Origin of the sequence: Bradyrhizobium sp. 1200_D9_N1_1 (assembly GCF_052075915.1) — a bacterium.
Classification (GTDB): domain Bacteria; phylum Pseudomonadota; class Alphaproteobacteria; order Rhizobiales; family Xanthobacteraceae; genus Bradyrhizobium; species Bradyrhizobium diazoefficiens.
In genome coordinates this window covers 8,388,896-8,407,082 of the sequence record NZ_CP197226.1, presented here as the reverse complement: position 1 = coordinate 8,407,082, position 18,187 = coordinate 8,388,896, and the positions used below count along the sequence as shown (strand labels likewise).

Annotated in this window: 15 protein-coding genes; 5 read left to right on the top strand and 10 right to left on the bottom strand. The window is 65.6% G+C overall.

What is annotated here, in order from left to right:
* Nucleotides 1–80: 80 nt before the first annotated feature.
* The 4 genes from AB5K84_RS39685 to AB5K84_RS39670 all read right to left on the bottom strand — a co-directional run bounded on the left by AB5K84_RS39685 (nucleotide 81) and on the right by AB5K84_RS39670 (nucleotide 3,572).
* On the bottom strand, nucleotides 81–1,223 hold the full coding sequence (locus AB5K84_RS39685; RefSeq protein ID WP_038965373.1) for an OpgC domain-containing protein: 1,143 nt from the start codon (nucleotides 1,221–1,223) through the stop codon (nucleotides 81–83).
* A 256-nt stretch (nucleotides 1,224–1,479) separates the two neighbouring features.
* Complete coding sequence (locus AB5K84_RS39680) at nucleotides 1,480–1,935, bottom strand: hypothetical protein (RefSeq protein WP_028173486.1); 456 nt, start codon at nucleotides 1,933–1,935, stop codon at nucleotides 1,480–1,482.
* A 75-nt stretch (nucleotides 1,936–2,010) separates the two neighbouring features.
* Nucleotides 2,011–2,382 (bottom strand): DUF883 family protein, encoded by a 372-nt coding sequence (locus tag AB5K84_RS39675; RefSeq protein ID WP_028173485.1) that lies wholly within the window; start codon nucleotides 2,380–2,382, stop codon nucleotides 2,011–2,013.
* A gap of 77 nt (nucleotides 2,383–2,459) precedes the next feature.
* Nucleotides 2,460–3,572: an AI-2E family transporter gene (locus AB5K84_RS39670; RefSeq protein ID WP_028173484.1), complete on the bottom strand. Its 1,113-nt coding sequence runs from the start codon at nucleotides 3,570–3,572 to the stop codon at nucleotides 2,460–2,462.
* Nucleotides 3,573–3,779: 207 nt separating this feature from the next.
* Here AB5K84_RS39670 and AB5K84_RS39665 point away from each other — a divergent pair, with 207 nt between their 5' ends.
* Together AB5K84_RS39665 and AB5K84_RS39660 are read left to right on the top strand one after the other, a co-directional pair.
* Nucleotides 3,780–4,586 (top strand): L,D-transpeptidase, encoded by an 807-nt coding sequence (locus AB5K84_RS39665; protein ID WP_038965377.1) that lies wholly within the window; start codon nucleotides 3,780–3,782, stop codon nucleotides 4,584–4,586.
* Between the two features lie 17 nt (nucleotides 4,587–4,603).
* Nucleotides 4,604–5,254 (top strand): DUF2865 domain-containing protein, encoded by a 651-nt coding sequence (locus AB5K84_RS39660; RefSeq protein WP_011084285.1) that lies wholly within the window; start codon nucleotides 4,604–4,606, stop codon nucleotides 5,252–5,254.
* A gap of 363 nt (nucleotides 5,255–5,617) precedes the next feature.
* Here AB5K84_RS39660 and AB5K84_RS39655 read toward each other — a convergent pair whose 3' ends face one another.
* Together AB5K84_RS39655 and AB5K84_RS39650 are read right to left on the bottom strand one after the other, a co-directional pair.
* Nucleotides 5,618–7,711 (bottom strand): methyl-accepting chemotaxis protein, encoded by a 2,094-nt coding sequence (locus tag AB5K84_RS39655; protein WP_011084286.1) that lies wholly within the window; start codon nucleotides 7,709–7,711, stop codon nucleotides 5,618–5,620.
* 262 nt (nucleotides 7,712–7,973) lie between these two features.
* Nucleotides 7,974–10,067: a methyl-accepting chemotaxis protein gene (locus AB5K84_RS39650; protein WP_038965374.1), complete on the bottom strand. Its 2,094-nt coding sequence runs from the start codon at nucleotides 10,065–10,067 to the stop codon at nucleotides 7,974–7,976.
* 272 nt (nucleotides 10,068–10,339) lie between these two features.
* On the opposite strand from AB5K84_RS39650, the gene AB5K84_RS39645 reads away from it, so the two are divergent.
* Nucleotides 10,340–10,495, top strand: a complete 156-nt coding sequence (locus tag AB5K84_RS39645; protein WP_011084288.1) for a Thivi_2564 family membrane protein — start codon at nucleotides 10,340–10,342, stop codon at nucleotides 10,493–10,495.
* Between the two features lie 75 nt (nucleotides 10,496–10,570).
* Here AB5K84_RS39645 and AB5K84_RS39640 read toward each other — a convergent pair whose 3' ends face one another.
* The 4 genes from AB5K84_RS39640 to cysD form a co-directional block, all read right to left on the bottom strand.
* Nucleotides 10,571–10,771, bottom strand: coding sequence for a CsbD family protein (locus AB5K84_RS39640; RefSeq protein WP_027544225.1), 201 nt, complete (start codon nucleotides 10,769–10,771; stop codon nucleotides 10,571–10,573).
* A 130-nt stretch (nucleotides 10,772–10,901) separates the two neighbouring features.
* Complete coding sequence (locus AB5K84_RS39635; RefSeq protein ID WP_011084290.1) at nucleotides 10,902–13,067, bottom strand: malate synthase G; 2,166 nt, start codon at nucleotides 13,065–13,067, stop codon at nucleotides 10,902–10,904.
* Between the two features lie 397 nt (nucleotides 13,068–13,464).
* A complete protein-coding gene (gene cysC / locus AB5K84_RS39630) occupies nucleotides 13,465–15,381 on the bottom strand; it encodes an adenylyl-sulfate kinase (RefSeq protein ID WP_011084291.1) in 1,917 nt (638 codons plus the stop codon).
* A gap of 20 nt (nucleotides 15,382–15,401) precedes the next feature.
* A complete protein-coding gene (gene cysD, locus AB5K84_RS39625; protein ID WP_011084292.1) occupies nucleotides 15,402–16,196 on the bottom strand; it encodes a sulfate adenylyltransferase subunit CysD in 795 nt (264 codons plus the stop codon).
* Between the two features lie 245 nt (nucleotides 16,197–16,441).
* Between cysD and cysG the strand changes: the two genes are divergently transcribed.
* Together cysG and AB5K84_RS39615 are read left to right on the top strand one after the other, a co-directional pair.
* On the top strand, nucleotides 16,442–17,866 hold the full coding sequence (gene cysG, locus AB5K84_RS39620) for a siroheme synthase CysG (RefSeq protein WP_011084293.1): 1,425 nt from the start codon (nucleotides 16,442–16,444) through the stop codon (nucleotides 17,864–17,866).
* Entirely contained in the window at nucleotides 17,863–18,171 is a 309-nt protein-coding gene (locus AB5K84_RS39615; RefSeq protein WP_011084294.1) for a DUF2849 domain-containing protein, read from the top strand. The genes cysG and AB5K84_RS39615 overlap by 4 nt, the downstream gene beginning before the upstream one ends.
* Nucleotides 18,172–18,187 lie beyond the last annotated feature (16 nt).

Genomic DNA, 18,187 nt, shown 5'->3' with positions numbered 1-18,187 from the left:
ACGCCCGGTCTCCTCACGCAGAGTCCCTCCGCATAGCGCAGCCACAGGTCTCGGCCTAGCAGAATCGCACGATTATGTTGTCAGGTCTGCTGCCGCAAGGCCGCAGGCAGGTCCTGCCGCTTCGACCAGGTGATGTAATAGGCGACCGCGGTCATCGCGGCGAAGCCAACGATGCTCACCGCGACCTGCATCGCCACCAGGTTCGGCCCGGTGATCAGGATGAGATGGCCGGCGAAGGAGAGGAACACCGCGACGCAGAACACCGCGAGCCATTCCTCGCCGCATATGATCACCGCCTGAAGCGGCCGCCATTTCAGGCCGGGATGATCGGCCGGAATGAGATGGGTTGCGATGAACGCGAGCGCGAGGAAGTGGACCACGCGATAGGGCGCGAGGTTTTCCTTGTCGGTCGGCGCGATGCTGTTGAGCAGCAGGTCCGGCAAATAGGCGGACAGTGCCGGCGAGTGGCGCATCAGGGTGACGGCCATCGCGAAGACGAGATAGGCGCCCGCGAGGATCCGCAACCAGGACATTCCGTGGAGCGCACGGCCGGATGCGCCTGTCACGGCGAACCAGCCGCCCAGCACCATCAGCATCTGCCAGCACAGCGGATTGAAGGTCCACTCCTGGTCCGGATAGACCCGGAAATTCCAGTCGAACCAGCGCGCCGCGACGTACAGCGCGACCGATGCCGCCAGCGTCAGGTTCGGTCCTCGCAGCAGCCCCCACAGCACCAGCGGAAAGAACGCCATCAGCGGGATCATCAGTTGCAGCAGGTCGAGGTTCAGCGGCTCTTCCTGGAGCACCAGGCCGCGGACCAGGATTCGCAGAGGGTGCTCGAGAATGCCCGAGATGTTGTATTCGTGGATGATCTCCGGCGCCATCGATTGCGAGGCGACGTAGGCGATGGTGTCGATATAGATCACGAACAGCACGACATAGGCGGCGTAGAGCCGCCAGACGCGGCGAAAGATGCGTGTCGCCGCGACGACGTAGCCGCGCTCCAGCGCCATCCTGCCGTGGATGATGGCGACGCCATAGCCCACCACGAACACGAACAGGTCGGCGGCGCCGCTGAAGCCGAAATTGCGCAGCGTCAGCAGGTTGACGACGTTGTTCGGGATGTGGTCGACGAACACCGACCAGTTGGCGATGCCGAGCGTCAAATACAGCCTGGCGTCGTGATGGAATGCGGCGAGGTTCGCCTTGACGGACGGTTTCATGAGTAAAATAGCTTTGGGAATCAGGGTGATGCTTTTACCGGCAACCGCCTGCCTATCCGAGTAGCGTTTGCGTGAGGAGGGCCGGTTTGTCCCGACTGGCGAAAAATTACGCAGGGCGCGCCGGTGCGCTCGCGTGTCCGCCCTTGACCCGCCTGGCACGCAATTTTTGCAAAGACGATCTGCTTCGCAGCAGCTCGCGCTTCCGAAGCCGGCGACCTCTGGCGGTGTGAGATTCGCAGTCCGCGCGCCCGGACCGTTACTCGGCAGGTTCAGCCGATGCCTCGTCGGAGACGCTGGTCCTACTCGCCATGATTCCGAGTGCGACGCCGGCGATCGCCAGGATCGGCAACAGTCGCCTGACCCCGATGGCGCGAACGATCTGGAGTCCCGTGGCGAGCAGCATGGGATCGGCCAGCATGCTCGCGGCCGCCGACTTCGCGGCGCGCTCGGCCGCGATTTGGGCGCGCTTCTGCACCTCGCGCTTGTAGCCCCAATAGGTGCCCGCGGCGGTGAGCGTCAGCAGGAAGAAGATGCCGGCGCCGGCGAGGCAGGCCTGCACCGGGCCGTACTTATCCAGCACCGAGATGAACGCGGCCGCGCAAAGAAAGCACGTCGTGATGAAGAGCGCGAATGCGGCGGCTGCGGCGAGCGATGTCAGACGGACCGTCGTCCCGGTCGAGGCGCTGATGCCGTCGATAATGCGCTGAAACATGCCCTTGCTCCTCAATCCCCCCACAAGCCTGAGGCGGCGGCCGCGCCGCCGCGATCCCAGGGTCCGTCCCGCGCTTTACCGGCGCCAGGCGGCGCCGATCAGGAAGCCGATGCCGAGCGCGATACCGACGGTCGCGAGCGGCCGCGCGGTGATGGCGTCTTCCAGCGTCTCCTCGATCGAGCCATAGGCATCCTGCGCCGCGCCCATCATCGCGCTGCTGCGCTCGGACATGTCGTCGAGTGTCGAATCCATGTTCTCGCGCGCTTGCTTGTAGCCGCGCCGGGCCTGCTTTCCGGCCGAATTGGCGAAGGTATTGAGCGCGTCGGTTATCTGGTCGGTGAGGGCGGCGATATCGTTTTTCACGGCTGCTACATCCTTCTCGAGGCGTTCTGCGGTGGCTTTGTCGATCCAGTCTCTCATCCTGGTTTCGCCGTCGGCTATTGACATCGCAAACTCCGAACTGTTGGCGGTGAGATGGGCGGAAAACGTTTCGTCGTGACGGAAGTTCCGTTCGCGGGAGCCCGTCACGCCTGCGGGAGCTGCGGCGAATTCTCCGGCAACAGATGCTCCTTAAGGATGAGCCCCACGATCAGGAGCGGCGACGACAGAAACGCGCCCATTGGTCCCCACAGCCAGGTCCAGAAGGCCAGCGCGATGAAGACGGCGAGTGCGTTCAGCGACAACCTGCGACCGATGATGGTCGGCGTGACGAAGTGTCCCTCCAGGAAGGTGATGCCGCCGAAGGCGAGCCCCGCCATCAGTCCGCCGCCCAGCGTCGGGAAGGCGACGAGCCCCACCACGATCAGGACGATGAACATCGCGATCGGTCCTATGATCGGGATGAAGTTGAGCGCCGCCGCGAGTGCGCCGAGCCCGGCCGGATTTGGCATGCCGGTGATCGCGCAGATAATGCCGGTCGCGACGCCCACGCCGATATTGATGACGGTGACGGTCAACAGGTAGTTGCCGAGGTGAACCTCGATCTCGTTCAGAATCCGCAGCGTGCGCAGCCGCGCGTCGCGGTCGCCGAAATTCATGATCAGCGCCCGCCGCAGGTCGCGCCAGCTCGCGATGAACAGGATCAGGGTGGCAAAGAACAGCAGGAATTCGGCGAAGGTGGGCGAGAGGAATTCCAGCGTCGGCTGGACCCATTCGGCCTTCGGCAGCGGCAGGCTTGGCAGCCCCTCTGAGCCGCCGACCATGGTTTGCAGCTCCTTCCAGAGCGCCAGCGGCCGGTCGAAAACGTGCAGCTTCTCCTTCAACTGCGCGCCCAGCTCCGGCAGGCGCGAGCTCCATTCCATTGCGGGCACGGCAATCAGCGCGACGACGAAGGCGACCACCGTCGTCACCGCGGTCACGATCAGCACGGCGCCAAGCGCGCGCGGCACGCCCCGCCGTTCCAGAAAGCTTGCGGCCGGCGAGAGCATGGTACCGGCGACGACAGCCATCACCACCGGAAGGAAGAACGCCTTGGCGAAATACAGCACCCCGATCACGGCGATCAGGAGCAGGCCGGCGAGGGCGTAGGCGACGAACTCGGTGCGGCGAATGACCGGCGGCAGCTCGCTATGGCTGTCGGGGAGTGGGGCGCCTTCGCCGTTGCCGGAAATCAGACGTTCACTGGGAAGGACGCGCACAATTTCTCTCCCGCACGGAGGTGTCCGGGCGCCCATTGGTCATCAGGAAACGCCGGAGGGGTGCTGCGGTTCCATCGCGGCTTCGTGAAGTTGCGCTCGCTTGACTGTGACGTCGACGCCGCAGAAGGCGGCGGAACTTGAGTCGGCCCGGCTGCGTTTGTTGGCAAGCCGCATCACCTGAGATGCACGCACCCAATGGGGCAGCACATGACAAAGGTCTCTTTAGTCCGTCGCAGCTTCTCGCCGCGCGCCGCCGCCGCTTTTGCCTTCGCAACCGCTCTGCTCGCGGTGCCTTTCGGCAGCGCAAATGCGCAGACGCTGGGCTATGCGCCGATGCAACCGCAGGCGTATTTGCCGCAGCCACAGGCGTATCAACAAGACCCGAGCTATTCGCAAGGTTATGTCAGCGAGCCGGCGCAGACGGCCGACGAGGATGCCCAGTTGCCCGATCGGCTGCGCAAGCAGGTCGTCAGCTTCGACCGCAGCGAGCCGGCCGGCACGATCGTGATCGATACCGGCAATACGTACCTCTATTACGTGCTCGGCAACGGTCGGGCGATCCGCTACGGCGTCGGCGTCGGCCGCGAGGGCTTCACCTGGTCGGGCGTCCAGAGCGTCAGCCGCAAGGCGGAATGGCCGGACTGGCATCCGCCGGCCGAGATGATCGCGCGCCAGCCCTATCTGCCGCGCTTCGTCGCCGGCGGTCCCGGCAATCCGCTCGGCGCGCGCGCGATGTATCTGGGCTCGAGCGAATACCGCATCCACGGCACCAACGATCCCACCACCATCGGCAAGTTCGTCTCTTCCGGCTGCATCCGCATGACCAACGAAGACGTCACCGATCTGTTCAGCCGCGTCAATATCGGCGCCAGGGTCGTGGTGCTGCCGAAGAACGCGCCGCTGATGGCGAAGGGCAGCGACAGGGGGAGTGATTCTTGGCGCAAGCGTCCCGCGGCGACGACGCTGCCCTCGGGCCGGCAGGCCCTGAACATCTCGACGTCGGCCGTGAACTGAGAGTTGGGTGAGGTGACATGAAGAGACGTTCGATCAGCAAACTGGCCGGTGGCGCCGCGGCGTTCTGCGCCGCCGCATCTTTCGGCCTCGCGCTGACGCCGGCGCATGCGGAGGATTTCTTCTCGGCGCTGTTCGGTGGCTTCCGGATGCGCCCGCCGCCGGAGATCCGGATGCCGTTTCCCAATGACGACATGCCGCGCTACGACACGCCGCGGCAGCGGGCGTCCTACGGCGGTGGCGCCGCCTATTGCGTCCGCGGCTGCGATGGCCGTTACTTCCCGGCGCAAGGAAACGATGCCGAGAGCAAGGCGCAGTCCTGCAAGAGCTTCTGCCCGACCTCGGAAACATCGCTGGTCTATGGCAGCAACATCGACGACGCCACGACCGAGGGCGGGAAATCCTATTCCGACCTGCCGAACGCGTTCCGCTATCGCAACGAGATCGTGTCGGGTTGCACCTGCAACGGCAAGGATCCGGTCGGCCTCGCCCAGATCAAGATCGAGGACGACCCCACCCTGCGCAAGGGTGACATCGTCGCGGGCGCCGATGGCCTGGTGGTCGCCAGCCGCAACGCTGGCGATCGCCGCGGAGTCGCGATGAACTTCTCCCCGCTGCCGGACTCGGTCCGCGCCAGATTCCGCCAGGTGCCGGTGGTGGCGAAGGAGTAGCCCCTGTCGTCCTGGCGAAAGCCAGGACCCATTACCCCGAATGCGAGTTTGGCGGCACGCAGATAACCACCAGCCTGCCCATTGCGGTGGCCGGTGATTATGGGTCCTGGCTTTCGCCAGGACGACATCTCGCGTGATGCAATGCCCGTGCCCCAATCTCCGCTGTCGTCCCGGACAAGCGCGCCCAAAGCGCGCGTAGATCCGGGATCCATAGCCACAGGGCGTGGTTTGGCGAAGACTCGGAGTTGCCAGCTCGCATCCTAACTTCTCCTTGTGGCTGGGTCCCGGCCCCCCGTGCGCGATTGCGACTAGGCCGGGACGACACCGAAGGAGCGGCTACGGCTTTCTCTCCAACCCGCAGCCCTACGCCGCGCGGATCTTGCCCAGGAAGTCGCTGACCTGCTGGCCGAGCTGGCGGCTTTGCGTCTCCAGCGTTTCCGACGCCTGCTTGACGTTGTCAGCGGCGCCGGCGGCGGTGTCGGCGTCGGCCTTCACGCCGGTGATGTTGTCGGAGACGTTCTTGGTGCCCTGCGCAGCATATTGCGTGCTGCGGGTGATCTCCTGCGTCGCCGCGCCCTGCTCCTGAACGGCGGCGGCGATGGCGGTGGCGACCTCGTTGACCTCCCCGATGATGCCGCCGATGGCCTGGATCGCGTTGATGGCGTCGCCCGCGACCTTCTGGATGTCGGCGATCTGCCCGGAGATCTCTTCGGTCGCCTTCGCCGTCTGGCTCGCCAGCGACTTCACCTCGGATGCGACCACCGCAAAGCCGCGGCCGGCCTCGCCGGCACGCGCGGCCTCGATCGTGGCATTGAGCGCCAGCAAATTGGTCTGCGCCGCGATGGTGTTGATCAGCCCGACGACCTCGCCGATCCGCCCTGCGGACTGCGCCAGCCCCTGAACGGTGCCGTCGGTCTCGCGGGCCTGATTGACGGCCCGGCTGGCGATGCCGGCGGCATGGGCCGCCTGCTGGCTGATGTCGTTGATCGAGGCAGAGAGCTCCTCGGCGGCCGCCGCGACACTGTCCACGCTGGTGGAGGCGTCGTTGGACGCCTTGCCGGCGACCTCGACGCGCTCATTGGTCTGGCGCGACACCGCGGAAAGGTCGCCCGCGGTCTTGCGCATCTCGCCGGAGGCCTCGCTCAGCTCGCCCAGCGACTTGCGCACCACGCCCTCGAACTCGCCGACATAGCTCTCCATCGCGCGCTGGCGCGCGGCGGCGCCGGCGTTGCGCTCGCGCTCCTGCTCCTCGATCTTGAGCTTGTCGATCGCCTGCTGCCTGAACGTCTCCAGCGCTCCCGCAAGCGAGCCGATCTCGTCGTGACGGTCGAGATAGCCGCTGTCGACGGCAAGGTCACCGCCGGCGACCTTGAGCATGGCGTCGCGAATCCGGTGCAGCGGCGTGATCACGCGGCGGCTGACCGCGAGCATCGCGGCGCCGGTCAGGACGATCGCGGCGAGGAGCAGGGCGGTATTGACGATCAGCGATTCCACCGCGGTCGCGCGCTGGGCCGCGGAATGTTCCTTTGCCGCCTCGAGCGCGGCGTCGGCGAGCTTGATCGCGCTCGCCATACGGCCAACCGAATAGGGGCTCCACTGGTTCGCCGTCATCGACGGTTTCTCGCCCTTGGCGACCGCGGCAATGATGCCGTCGCGCGTGGTGGCGTATTGTGGATCGAAATAAACCGCCTTAGCGTTCGCCATGGCCGCGGCGAGCGCCGGCGGCAATTGCATGCCGACCGTGGCGAGCTCGATCGCATTCCAGGCTGTGTCGGTGCCGCCAACGAATTTGGTATAGGCGAGCTGAAGCTCGGGCGTGATCTTGCCGGTGCCGAGCGCGTTGCCGACGATCAGCGAGGACTCGCCGGCACTCAGGCGCAAGAGCCAGGCCATCTGCTTGATCATCAGGAGCTGGTCGATGACCGCGTCCTGATGATTGACGCTCGCGCCGAGCATCGGCGCCAGCTTTTCGAGGATCGCCATCAGTCCATCCTCGGCGTCGGTATATTCCTTGGCGAGTGCTGCGCGGCGCGAAGCCTTGGGCTTGGCGACTTCGGTCCAGAATTCCGCCTGCTTCTCAAGCAACACCTTGTTCAGCCGGCCGACGTCCGACACCATCGTCTCGCCCTGCGGCAAGTCGATGGAGGGAAGAATCTCGGTGGCGCGCGCCAGCGCCGGCATCAGAATGTCGCGGATTCCGCGGATATATCTTTCGATGTCCTGGTCCAACTGGACGTCCGAGGTGAGCTGGCGGCTGCTGGTCGAACGGTCGGCACGGATGTTCGCCATCGCCTTGAACACTTCTGCCGATGCGGCCGAGACCGCGACGATCCGGTTGGCGGCTTGCAGCCGGCCCCATGAGCTCCATGCGCTGATCGAGAAGCCGATCACGACGACGAATGCGGTGGACAGGATTACCGCCTTCAGCAGTGCGGATACGGTCAGGCGGTTGAGCATCGGACACCCCGGTACGCGTTTCGAAGTTCGTGGCCCCGAACGGCAGCCCCCACGAACTTCGAAGGACCAAAGGGTTGCACGTGACAGAAGTACCTGCCTTGCGGCAGGCGCTTGAGGCGCATTTGGCCCGAAAAGGGTAAAAACTTAGACAGTGGTGCTGCCGTAAAATTACTGGGGCATTGAGGGTTGGCACCCACCATCGTCGTCCTGGCTAAAGCCTGGACGACATCGGGGTGTGTGGCCGGCCACGCGCCTATGAAGCCTAAGCCGCGCGGATCTTGCCAAGGAAGCCGGTGACGTCCTCGCCGAGCTGGCGGCTTTGGCTCTCCAGCGTCTCGGAGGCGTGTTTGACGTTGTCCGCGGCGGCTGCGGCGGCATCCGCATCGGCTCTGACGCCGGTGATGTTGTCGGAGACGTTCCTGGTGCCCTGCGCCGCAAATTGCGTGCTGCGGGTGATCTCCTGCGTCGCCGCACCCTGCTCCTGCACGGCGGCCGCGATCGCGGTCGCGACCTCGTTCACCTCGCCGATGATGCCGCCGATGGTCTGGATTGCGTTGATGGCGTCGCCGGCCACCCGCTGGATGTCGGCGATCTGCTCGGAGATTTCCTCGGTGGCCTTGGCCGTCTGGCTCGCCAGCGACTTCACCTCGGAGGCGACCACGGCAAAGCCGCGGCCGGCTTCGCCGGCGCGCGCCGCCTCGATCGTGGCGTTGAGCGCCAGCAAATTGGTCTGCGCCGCAATGGTGTTGATGAGGCCGACGACCTCGCCGATGCGTCCGGCGGATTTTGCCAGGCCCTGCACGGTGCCGTCGGTTTCGCGCGCCTGGGTGACGGCGCGACCGGCGATACCCGCGGCATGGGCGGCCTGCTGGCTGATGTCGTTGATCGAGGCGGAGAGCTCCTCGGCGGCGGCCGCCACGCTGTCGACGCTCATGGAGGCATCGTTGGAGGCCTTGCCGGCGACTTGCACGCGGTCGTTGGTCTGGCGCGACACCGCGGACAGATCGCCCGAGGTCTTGCGCATCTTGCCGGAGGCCTCGCTCAATTCGCCGAGCGTCTTGCGCACCGCGTCCTCGAACTCGCCGACATAGACCTCGATCGCGCGCTGGCGGGCCGAAGCGCCCGCATTGCGCGCGCGCTCCTGCTCTTCGATCTTGAGTTTGTCGGTCGCTTGCTGCTTGAACGCCTCCAGCGCGCCGGCGAGCGCGCCGATCTCGTCCTTGCGGTCGAGATAGCCGCTGTCCACGGCAAGGTCGCCGCCGGCGACCTTTAGCATGGCATCGCGCATGGTGTTGAGCGGATGGATGACGCGGCGGTTGACCAGCATGATGGCACCGACGGCGAGGCCGACGGCGAGCGCCAGAAGTGCGAGCTGCATGACGAGTGCGCGTTGAGCTGCGGAGCGCTGTTCCAGCGTATGGCTCTTGGCGGCATCGAGAGCGGCTTCCGCCACCGCGACCGCGCTGGAGAGACGGCCGACGGTGACCGGGCTCCACTGGTTGGCGGTCATCTCGGCTTTCTCGCCCTTGACCAGCGTGTCCGCGAGACGGTCTCGCAGCGCGAGATATTGCGGCTCGAAATAGGCGGTCTTGGCCGCGGCCAGGGCGGAGGCAAGCGCCGGCGGCAACTGCATGCCCGAGGTCGTCAATTCCAGCGCCTTCCACATCGCCGACGTGCCGCCGACATGTTGGGTGTAGTTGTACCGGGCTTCGGGGGTGATCTTGCCGGCGGCAAGACCGATCGAGACGATCAGCGAGGCTTCGCCCGCGGTGTTGCGCAGCAGCCAGGCGTTCTGCTTGATCGACAGTAGCTGGTCGATCACGGCGTCCTGGTGGTTGACGGTGGCGGCGAGGACGTTCGAGAGCTTGTCGAGCGTCTCGAGCAGGCCTTGCGTCGTCTCCATATACTCCTTCGGCAGGCCCGCGCGGCGCTGGTCCTTGGGCTTGGCCACGTCCTCCCAGAACTGCTTCTGCTCCTCGATCAGCAGCTTGTTGAGGCGCGCGAGCTCCGGCACCAGCGTGCCTGATTGCGAGAAGTCGATGTTCGGCAGCAGCTCCAGCGCATGTGCCATCGCTGGCATCTGCGCATCGCGCAGCGCACGCAAATACTTCTCGATCTCGGAATCCATCGGCTCGGTCGCGTTCAGGAGCCGGTTGGTGGTCGAGCGGTCGGTGCGCAGATTGTGCATCGCCTTGAACAGATCGGCGGAAGCGTCGGCGATCTGCGAAATGCGGTTGGCGGTCTTGAGGCGATCCCAGGATTCATAGGCGGTGAGCGAGAGCGCGATCACCACACAGACCGACGTGATCGCGATCACCGCCTTCAGCAGCGCGGATACGGTCAGACGATAGAGCATCGAAGTCCCCCCAAATTCCCATTGCAAATTTCGTGAAGACGCCCGGCAACATCGGCAAACGGGGGCGCGGCAGATCGGCAATCGCACGCCGTTTGCGCTTCAGGGGCTCAAACGGTTTCTGCATCTGAAAGGAAAAGGGTAAAGTTTTAGGCAGCCGGCCTGCCGGTAGAAGTGCGCATTTACTAGAAGTTGCAATGGGTTGCCCGGGTGGAACCGTCGCGCGAGACAGGCGTTAGGTTATCGTTAGCAATCTGCCTGAAGGGGGCCTCGCGATGCTGGTCGGCGTACTCGTCACCTTTCTCGTCGTCATTCTCGTGCTCTATCTCATCAACATGTTGCCGATGGACGGCCGCGCCAAGCAGATCGCGCGCGTGGTCGTCATCATCATTGGTGTGGTGTCGCTGTTGAAATATCTCACGGTATTCTAGCGGGCGCGCCGCTACGATGCTTCGAAATGAAAAGCCCCGGCGAAAGCCGGGGCTTGGTCTGCGTTCCCGAGCACGCTAGTGCAGCGTCTTGAGCCAGTCGTCGACGTCCTGACGAACCTGGTCCTTGGCCTTGCCGTAACGTTCCTGCAGCCGGCCTTCGAGCTGCTCGCGACGACCCTCGATCAGTTTGAGGTCGTCGTCGGTGAGCTTGGCCCACTTCTCCTTGGCCGATCCCTTGAACTGCTTCCAGTTTCCTTCGATGCGGTTCCAATCCATGACCATCTCCCGTTGGTTGATGGCCCGACAACGCGAGCGGTGCGCAGCCGTTCCTCCTCGCGCCGCGACGTTTCGCCCAACAAAAAAGCCCCGGCTCGCGCCGGGGCTTTTGACATTTCGGTGACCGGGCCTAGCCCGCCGCCTTCGCCTCGCGGCGGCGCGCGGTGAGGATGTACTCGGTGTAGCCGTTCGGCTGCTCGCGGCCCTTGAAGATCAGGTCGCAGGCGGCCTTGAAAGCGACGCCGTCGAAGGCGGGCGCCATCGGCTTGTAGATGGCATCGCCCGCGTTCTGCTTGTCGACGACGACGGCCATGCGCTTCAGCGATTCCATCACCTGCGCCTCGGTGATCACGCCCTGGTGCAGCCAGTTGGCGAGGTGCTGGCTGGAGATGCGCAAGGTGGCGCGGTCTTCCATCAGGCCGACGTCGTGGATGTCGGGCACCTTGGAGCAGCCGACGCCCTGGTCGATCCAGCGCACGACATAGCCGAGGATGCCCTGGCAGTTGTTGTCGATCTCCTGCTTGACGTCGTCGGGCGCCCAGTTCGACTTCGACACCGGAATGGTGAGGATGTCGGACAGCTTCGCGCGCGGTCCGCCCTTGGTCAGCTCCTCCTGGCGCGCGATGACGTTGACCTGGTGGTAGTGCAGCGCGTGCAACGTCGCGGCGGTCGGCGAGGGGACCCAGGCGGTGGTGGCGCCGGCCTGCGGATGGGCGAGTTTCTGCGCAAGCATGTCCGCCATCTTGTCGGGCGCGGCCCACATGCCCTTGCCGATCTGGGCGTGGCCGGGAAGGCCGTCGATCAGGCCCATGTCGACGTTCCAGTCCTCGTAGGCCTTGATCCAGGCCTGCGCCTTCATCTCGTTCTTGCGGATCATGGGGCCGGCTTCCATCGAGGTGTGGATCTCGTCGCCGGTGCGGTCGAGGAAGCCGGTGTTGATGAACATGATGCGCTTGGAGGCGCGCTGGATGCAGGCCTTGAGGTTGACGGTGGTGCGCCGCTCCTCGTCCATGATGCCGACCTTGAGCGTATTCTCCGGCAGGCCGAGCATCTTCTCGACGCGGTCGAAAATCTCGCACGTGAACGACACCTCGTCCGGGCCGTGCATCTTCGGCTTGACGATATAGGCAGATCCCGTGCGGCTGTTCTTGACCTTCGAATTGCCCTTGAGGTCGTGGATCGCAAGCAGGCCGGAGACGGCGGCGTCGAGCAGGCCCTCCGGGACCTCCTCGCCCCTTTCGTCCAGCACCGCGTCGGTAAACATGTGGTGACCGCAATTGCGCATCAGCAGCAGGCTGCGGCCGTGCAATTTCACCTCGCCCTTGCCGTCCGGCGTCTTGTAGCTGCGGTCGGCGTTGAGCGAACGGGTCAGCGTCTTGCCGCCCTTCTCGAAGTCGGCCGAGAGCGTGCCGTTCATCAGGCCGAGCGTGTTGCGGTAGACCAGCACCTTGTCCTCGGCGTCGACCGCGGCAACCGAGTCCTCCATGTCGAGAATGGTCGAGACCGCGGCCTCCATGACCATGTCGGCGACGCCGGCGGGATCGTCCTTGCCGATCGCGCTGTTGCGGTTGATCGTCACCTCGACATGCAGGCCGTTGTTGACGAGCAGCACCGCGCTCGGCGCGGCCGCATCGCCCTGGAAGCCGGCGAACTGCGCGGCGTTCTTCAGCGCGGTCGCATTGCCGCTCTTCAGCTTCACCGCGAGCTGGCCCGCGACGATGCTGTAGGCGGTGACGTCGGTGTGGCTGCCAGTCGCGAGCGGCACGGCGGCGTCGAGGAAGGCCTTGGCCTTCGCGATCACTTTGTCGCCGCGCGCCTTGTTGTAACCCTTGCCGCTCTCGGACGGATCGTGCGGGATCGCGTCGGTGCCGTAGAAGGCGTCATAGAGCGAGCCCCAGCGTGCGTTCGCCGCGTTCAGCGCATAGCGCGCATTGGTGAGGGGGACGACGAGCTGCGGGCCGCAGATCTTGCCGATCTCCTCGTCCACATTGGCGGTCTCGACCTTCTGCGTCGCCGGCTCCGGGACGAGATAGCCGATCTCCTTCAGGAAGGCGGTATAGGCATTGAGGTCGAACGCCTTGCCCTTGTTGGCGCGATGCCAGTCGTCGATCTTGGCCTGTAGCGCGTCGCGCAACGCCAGCAGCGCCCGGTTCTTCGGCCCAAGGTCCTTGATGATGGCGGCAACCCCGGCCCAGAACGCATCCGGCGCGATCCCCGTTTTCGGGGCCGCTTCCTTGGCGATGAAGTCAAACAGAACAGGAGCGATCTTCAATCCGTGGGCGTCGACGCGTTTCATGATGGGCTTTCTTGTTGGAAATGGCTGTTTTTTGGCTGCTTTTGACCCGACAGCAGCAAAATGCGCCCACAGGGGGCGGCTTTCGGGACCTATTAGCCCCAAAATCGGGGCGGTGAGAAGACCCCTGGGGGGTTGTCAAAATGTCAAGAAGCGGTGGGCGGGCCGGCTCGTTTTACAAACGCTTGAGCCCGGCTGGGCGCCAAGCGCACAACTGCGCTCCCTCCCCCCTTGCGGGGGAGGGCGGGGGAGAGGGGTAGCCCAGGTCGGCGAGAAGAACTTTCGCCCGCTGGAGGGAGTCCCTGTGTGGACCCCTCTCCCTAGCCCTCCCCCGCAAGGGGGGGAGGGAACGCGGGAGAGCGTGGAGACAGAGCGCGGCGTCTCGTGGAAAGCACTCGCCTCAAATATTCGCGGCGAGATCCACGACTTCGTCGAACAGCACGCCGGTGGTCTTCAGCATCTGCTCAATCTCGTCGGCGGCTTCAGTGACCGTCCGTGTCGACGTGTCGATCACGAGCTCGGCCGCTTGCGGCGTCTCGTAGTCGTTGCCGATGCCGGTGAACGACGCCAGCGCGCCGGCGCGGGCCTTCTTGTAATGGCCCTTCGGATCGCGCTCCTCGCAGACGCCGGCCGGTGTCGCGACGTGGATCTCGCGGAACGCGGTGTCGGCAATGCGGCGCGCGGTGGCGCGGTCCTCGCGGGCGGGCGAGACGGCGGCGACGATCGCGATGTGGCCGTTGCGGGCGAGATGCGTCGCGACCTCGGCGAGACGGCGGATGTTCTCGCTGCGGTCGGACGCGGAGAAGCCGAGATCGTTGTTGAGTCCAGCCCGCAGCGTGTCGCCGTCGAGCAGGATCGGCGAGCCGCCATTGGTGAACAGCCGCCGCTCCAGCGCCTTCGCCAGCGTCGACTTGCCGGAGGCCGGCAGGCCGGTGAGCCAGACCACGGCGCCGTTGTGCTGATAGCGCGCAGAGCGCTCGTCGGGGCGGAGCGCCGATTCCACCGGCACGATGTCGACCGGCACGGCGCGCTGGCCGGCATCGACCGACAGCACGAGACCGCCGCCGGCGATGCGCCCGGAGACCTCGATCACCAGACGTCCGGTGCGCGGATTCTCGGTGTAGGGATCGGTGGCGATCGGATTCGAAAGAGAGATGTCGATCTCGCCGACATGGTTGCGGCCGATCGCCTTGTTCTCGACGCTCGACAATTCGCCCGGATCGACCGCCTTCTCGATCGCCACCACGGTGGCGCGGCTTTCCTTCGGCCCGCAGCGGACCAGGAGCTGGTCGCCCTTGGCCAGCGGCTTGTCGTGCAGCCAGAAGATGCGCGCGCGCAAGCGGCGCGTCTCGCGCGGGGCACTGCCCGCATGCGCGACGATGTCGCCGCGCTCGATGAACAATTCGCGGTCGAGCGTGATGCCGACCGAGCGGCCCGCGCCCTGCCGTCCGGCAATCGGCGTCGCCGGCCAGCTCTCGACCGTCTTGATCTTGGCGATCTTGCCGGCCGGCATGATCACGATCTCGTCGCCGGCAACCAGGCTGCCGGATTCGATGCGGCCCGCCACGATGCGGCGGTCGTCGAACTTGTAGATCGCCTGCACCGGCAGCCGCAGCGCCAGCGCTTCCAGCGGGCGCGCCGGCTCGAGCTGGTCCAGCGCCTCGACCACGGTCGGTCCCTTGTACCAGCCGATGCGGTCGGTGCGCGTCGCGACGCCATCACCGTCGCGCGCGGAGATCGGGATCACGGCCGTCGGCGTCACGCCGAGGCCGTTGAGATGCGCGGAAATCTCGTCGCTGATCGCCTGGAAGCGATCGGCGGAGAAATCCACGCGGTCCATCTTGTTGACGACGATCGCAACCTGCTTCACGCCGAGCAGATGCAGGAGATAGCCGTGCCGCCTGGTCTGGTCGCGCACGCCCTCGAGCGCGTCGATGATCAGCACCGCGCCGTCGGCCTGCGAGGCGCCGGTGATCATATTGCGCAGGAATTCGGCATGGCCGGGCGCGTCGATCAGCACGATGTCGCGCGAATTGGTGCGGAAGCGGATCTGCGTGGTGTCGATGGTGATGCCCTGGTCGCGCTCGGTCTGGAGCGCGTCGAGCAGGAACGACCATTCGAACGGCATGCCGCGCCGCGCGCTGACGGCCTTCAGCATCTCCAGCTTGCCGTCGGGCAGGCTGCCGGTCTCGTGCAGGAGGCGGCCGACCAGCGTCGACTTGCCGTGGTCGACATGGCCGACGATGACGATGCGGACCTGCGGGCGCGTGGTGCCGTTCGGGGTCGCGGGCGAAGCGGGGGTGACGATCATGTTCATGGCCGCGTTGCGTCCTGAGGTCAGAGATAGCCGGCGACGCGCAGACGCTCGAAGGCGTCTTCGGTCTCGTGGTCGAGCGCGCGTCCCGCGCGCTCCGGCACCTTGGTCTGCTCGAGCTCGACCAGGATCTCCTCGATGGTCGACGCAGTCGAATTCACCGGATTGGTGATGTCCTGATCGCCCAGCGAGCGGTAGCGCTTGCCGTTTTGCGACAGATAGAGCGGGATGATCGGGATGTTCTCGCGCTTGGTGTAGGCCCAGATGTCGGCCTCGGTCCAATGCAGGATCGGATGGATGCGCAAATGCGCGCCTTGCGGCGGCGAGGCGTTGAAATGATCCCAGAACTCAGGCGGCTGGTCGCGCACGTCCCAATTGCCTTCGAGACCGCGCGGCGAGAACACGCGCTCCTTGGCGCGGGTGGCCTCCTCGTCGCGGCGGATGCCGGCGATCAGGCCGTCGAAGCCGTATTTGCCGAGTGCCATCTTGAGGCCTTCGGTCTTGCGCGCAGCGGAACGGGCGGCCGGCGGCAGCGTTGGGTCGACGGCATCGATGGGCGGGCAGGGCTCGACGCGTAGGTCGAGATCCCACTCCTTCCCGTAATGATCGCGGAAGCGATACATCTCCGGAAACTTCTTGCCGGTGTCGACATGGAGGGCCGGGAACGGCATGCGGCCGAAGAACGCCTTGCGCGCCAGCCAGATCATGACGTTGGAGTCCTTGCCGAGCGACCACAGCAGGGCGATCTTCTTCAGACGGGCGAAGGCCTCGCGGAAAATGTAGATGCTCTGCGCCTCGAGCTGGTCCAGATGGTCCATGCTGGGCGCAACATCAGCAGAAAATTCTTGCGAGCCCGAGCGCCCGGTGAGGGCGGGGCTGCTCACTCCGACAGCTGCGGAATCGTCCTTGAGAAGATGCATCTCTGCCACTTTGCGTTTGGAGGCGAAAATTCTATAGTTGCAGCGCAGGAGAGAAGAAAAAATTTTCTCTTTGCGCGCTCGAAACGACACATATATAGAAAATAATTCCAGTCAACCCCGGAAGTGGGGGAAGCGAGTATCGTATGCGGTTCTTGCCGGTGTTCCTCGATCTCAAGGCCGGTCCGGTGGTCCTCATCGGTGCGGGTGAGCTTTTGCGCGCCAAGCTGCGCGTGCTCACTGCGGCCGGTGCGCGCATCCGCGTGCACGCGATCGACGGCAATCAGGACATGGGCCTTAGCTCCGAGGACGCGGCGCGCGTCGACATCGCGACCGGCGATCCGCTCATCGCCGATCTCTCAGGCGTCATCGCGATCGTCTGCGCCGGGGCGGGCGATGTCGGCGTTGCGATGTCGGCGCGGGCGAAGGCGCTCGGCCTGCCGGTCAACGTCATGGACGATCTCGAGCATTCCAGCTTCATCTTCCCGGCCATCGTCGATCGCGGCGATGTCGTGGTCGCGGTCGGCACCGGCGGCACCTCTCCGGTGGTGGCGCGGCGCGTGCGCGAGAAGATCGAGGCGCTGCTGCCTGCGCGCATCGGCGAGCTCGCCGAGTTCATCGGCGACTTCCGCAAATCCATCAACGAGCGCATTGCCGAGTTTCCGCTGCGCCGCCGCTTCTGGGAGCGCGTCATCGACGGCCCGATCGGTGGTGCCGTGCTCGCCGGCCGCAAGGGCGAGGCGGACGCGGCGCTCAAGGCCATTGCCGATCCCGCCGCGTTCGCGCGTGCCGACAAGCCGGAAGGCTCCGTTGCGCTGGTCGGCGCCGGTCCGGGCGATCCCGATCTTCTCACTATCAAGGCGCTGCGCGCGCTCCAGGACGCCGACATCGTCTTCCATGACGAGCTGGTCTCGCGCGAAATTCTCGATCGCATCCGCCGCGACACGACGCGCGTTGCGGTCGGCCGCCGCGTCGGCAAGCCCGGCATCGGCCAGGACGCCATCAACACGCGCATGATCGAGGCCGCGCAGTCAGGTCAGCGCGTGGTGCGGCTGAAGGGCGGCGATCCCTTCGTGTTCGGCCGCGGCGGCGAAGAGGTCGAAGCGCTGCGCTCGGCGGGCGTTGCCTATTCGATCATTCCCGGCATCACCGCCGGGCTCGGCGGCGCCGCCGATTTCGAGGTGCCGCTCACCTATCGTCATGAAGCGACCCGCATCACCTTCCTCACCGCGCACAGGGCGCGCGATGCGGAAGCCGTGGACTGGTCGACGCTCACCGACACCAAGATGACCGTCGTGGTCTACATGGGCATGACCGCGGCACCGGCCGTGCGCGCAGGCCTGTTCGCCGCCGGCCGCTCGCCCGAAACGCCGGTCGGCGTGTTCGCCCGCGTCACGCGGCCCGATGCGCAAGGCGCGATCGGCACGCTGCGCGATCTTCCCGAGCTCGTGCGGCGGACCCATGGCGGTCCTGCCATGCTCATCATCGGCGACGTGGTCCGGCATGCCGGCTCGCTTCGCCGCCAGACACCCAAGCAAATCATCTCCGACCTATTGGATGCTGCCGAATGACCTCTCCTCTGCAACAAAAGCTGAAAATTACGGGTCCCTCCGTTGTGACCGCCAACCGGACCTGGGACGGCGTCGTCGTCTATCGCACGGCTGCCAGGGGCTGGTCCGTGGAACTGACGGATGCCGCGATCGTGCGAAACTCGGACGAAGCGAAAGCGTTGCTCGCCGAGGCCGTGGCCGATGACGTCGGCGCGATCGGCCCCTATATCGCGCCGGTGCAAGTCGACGAGGCCGGCAAGATCCTGCCGGGTAATCTGCGTGAGCAGATTCGCCGCGATGGCGTGACGATCGGCTTGCCCGTCTGAATGTTGGCAGAGCTGT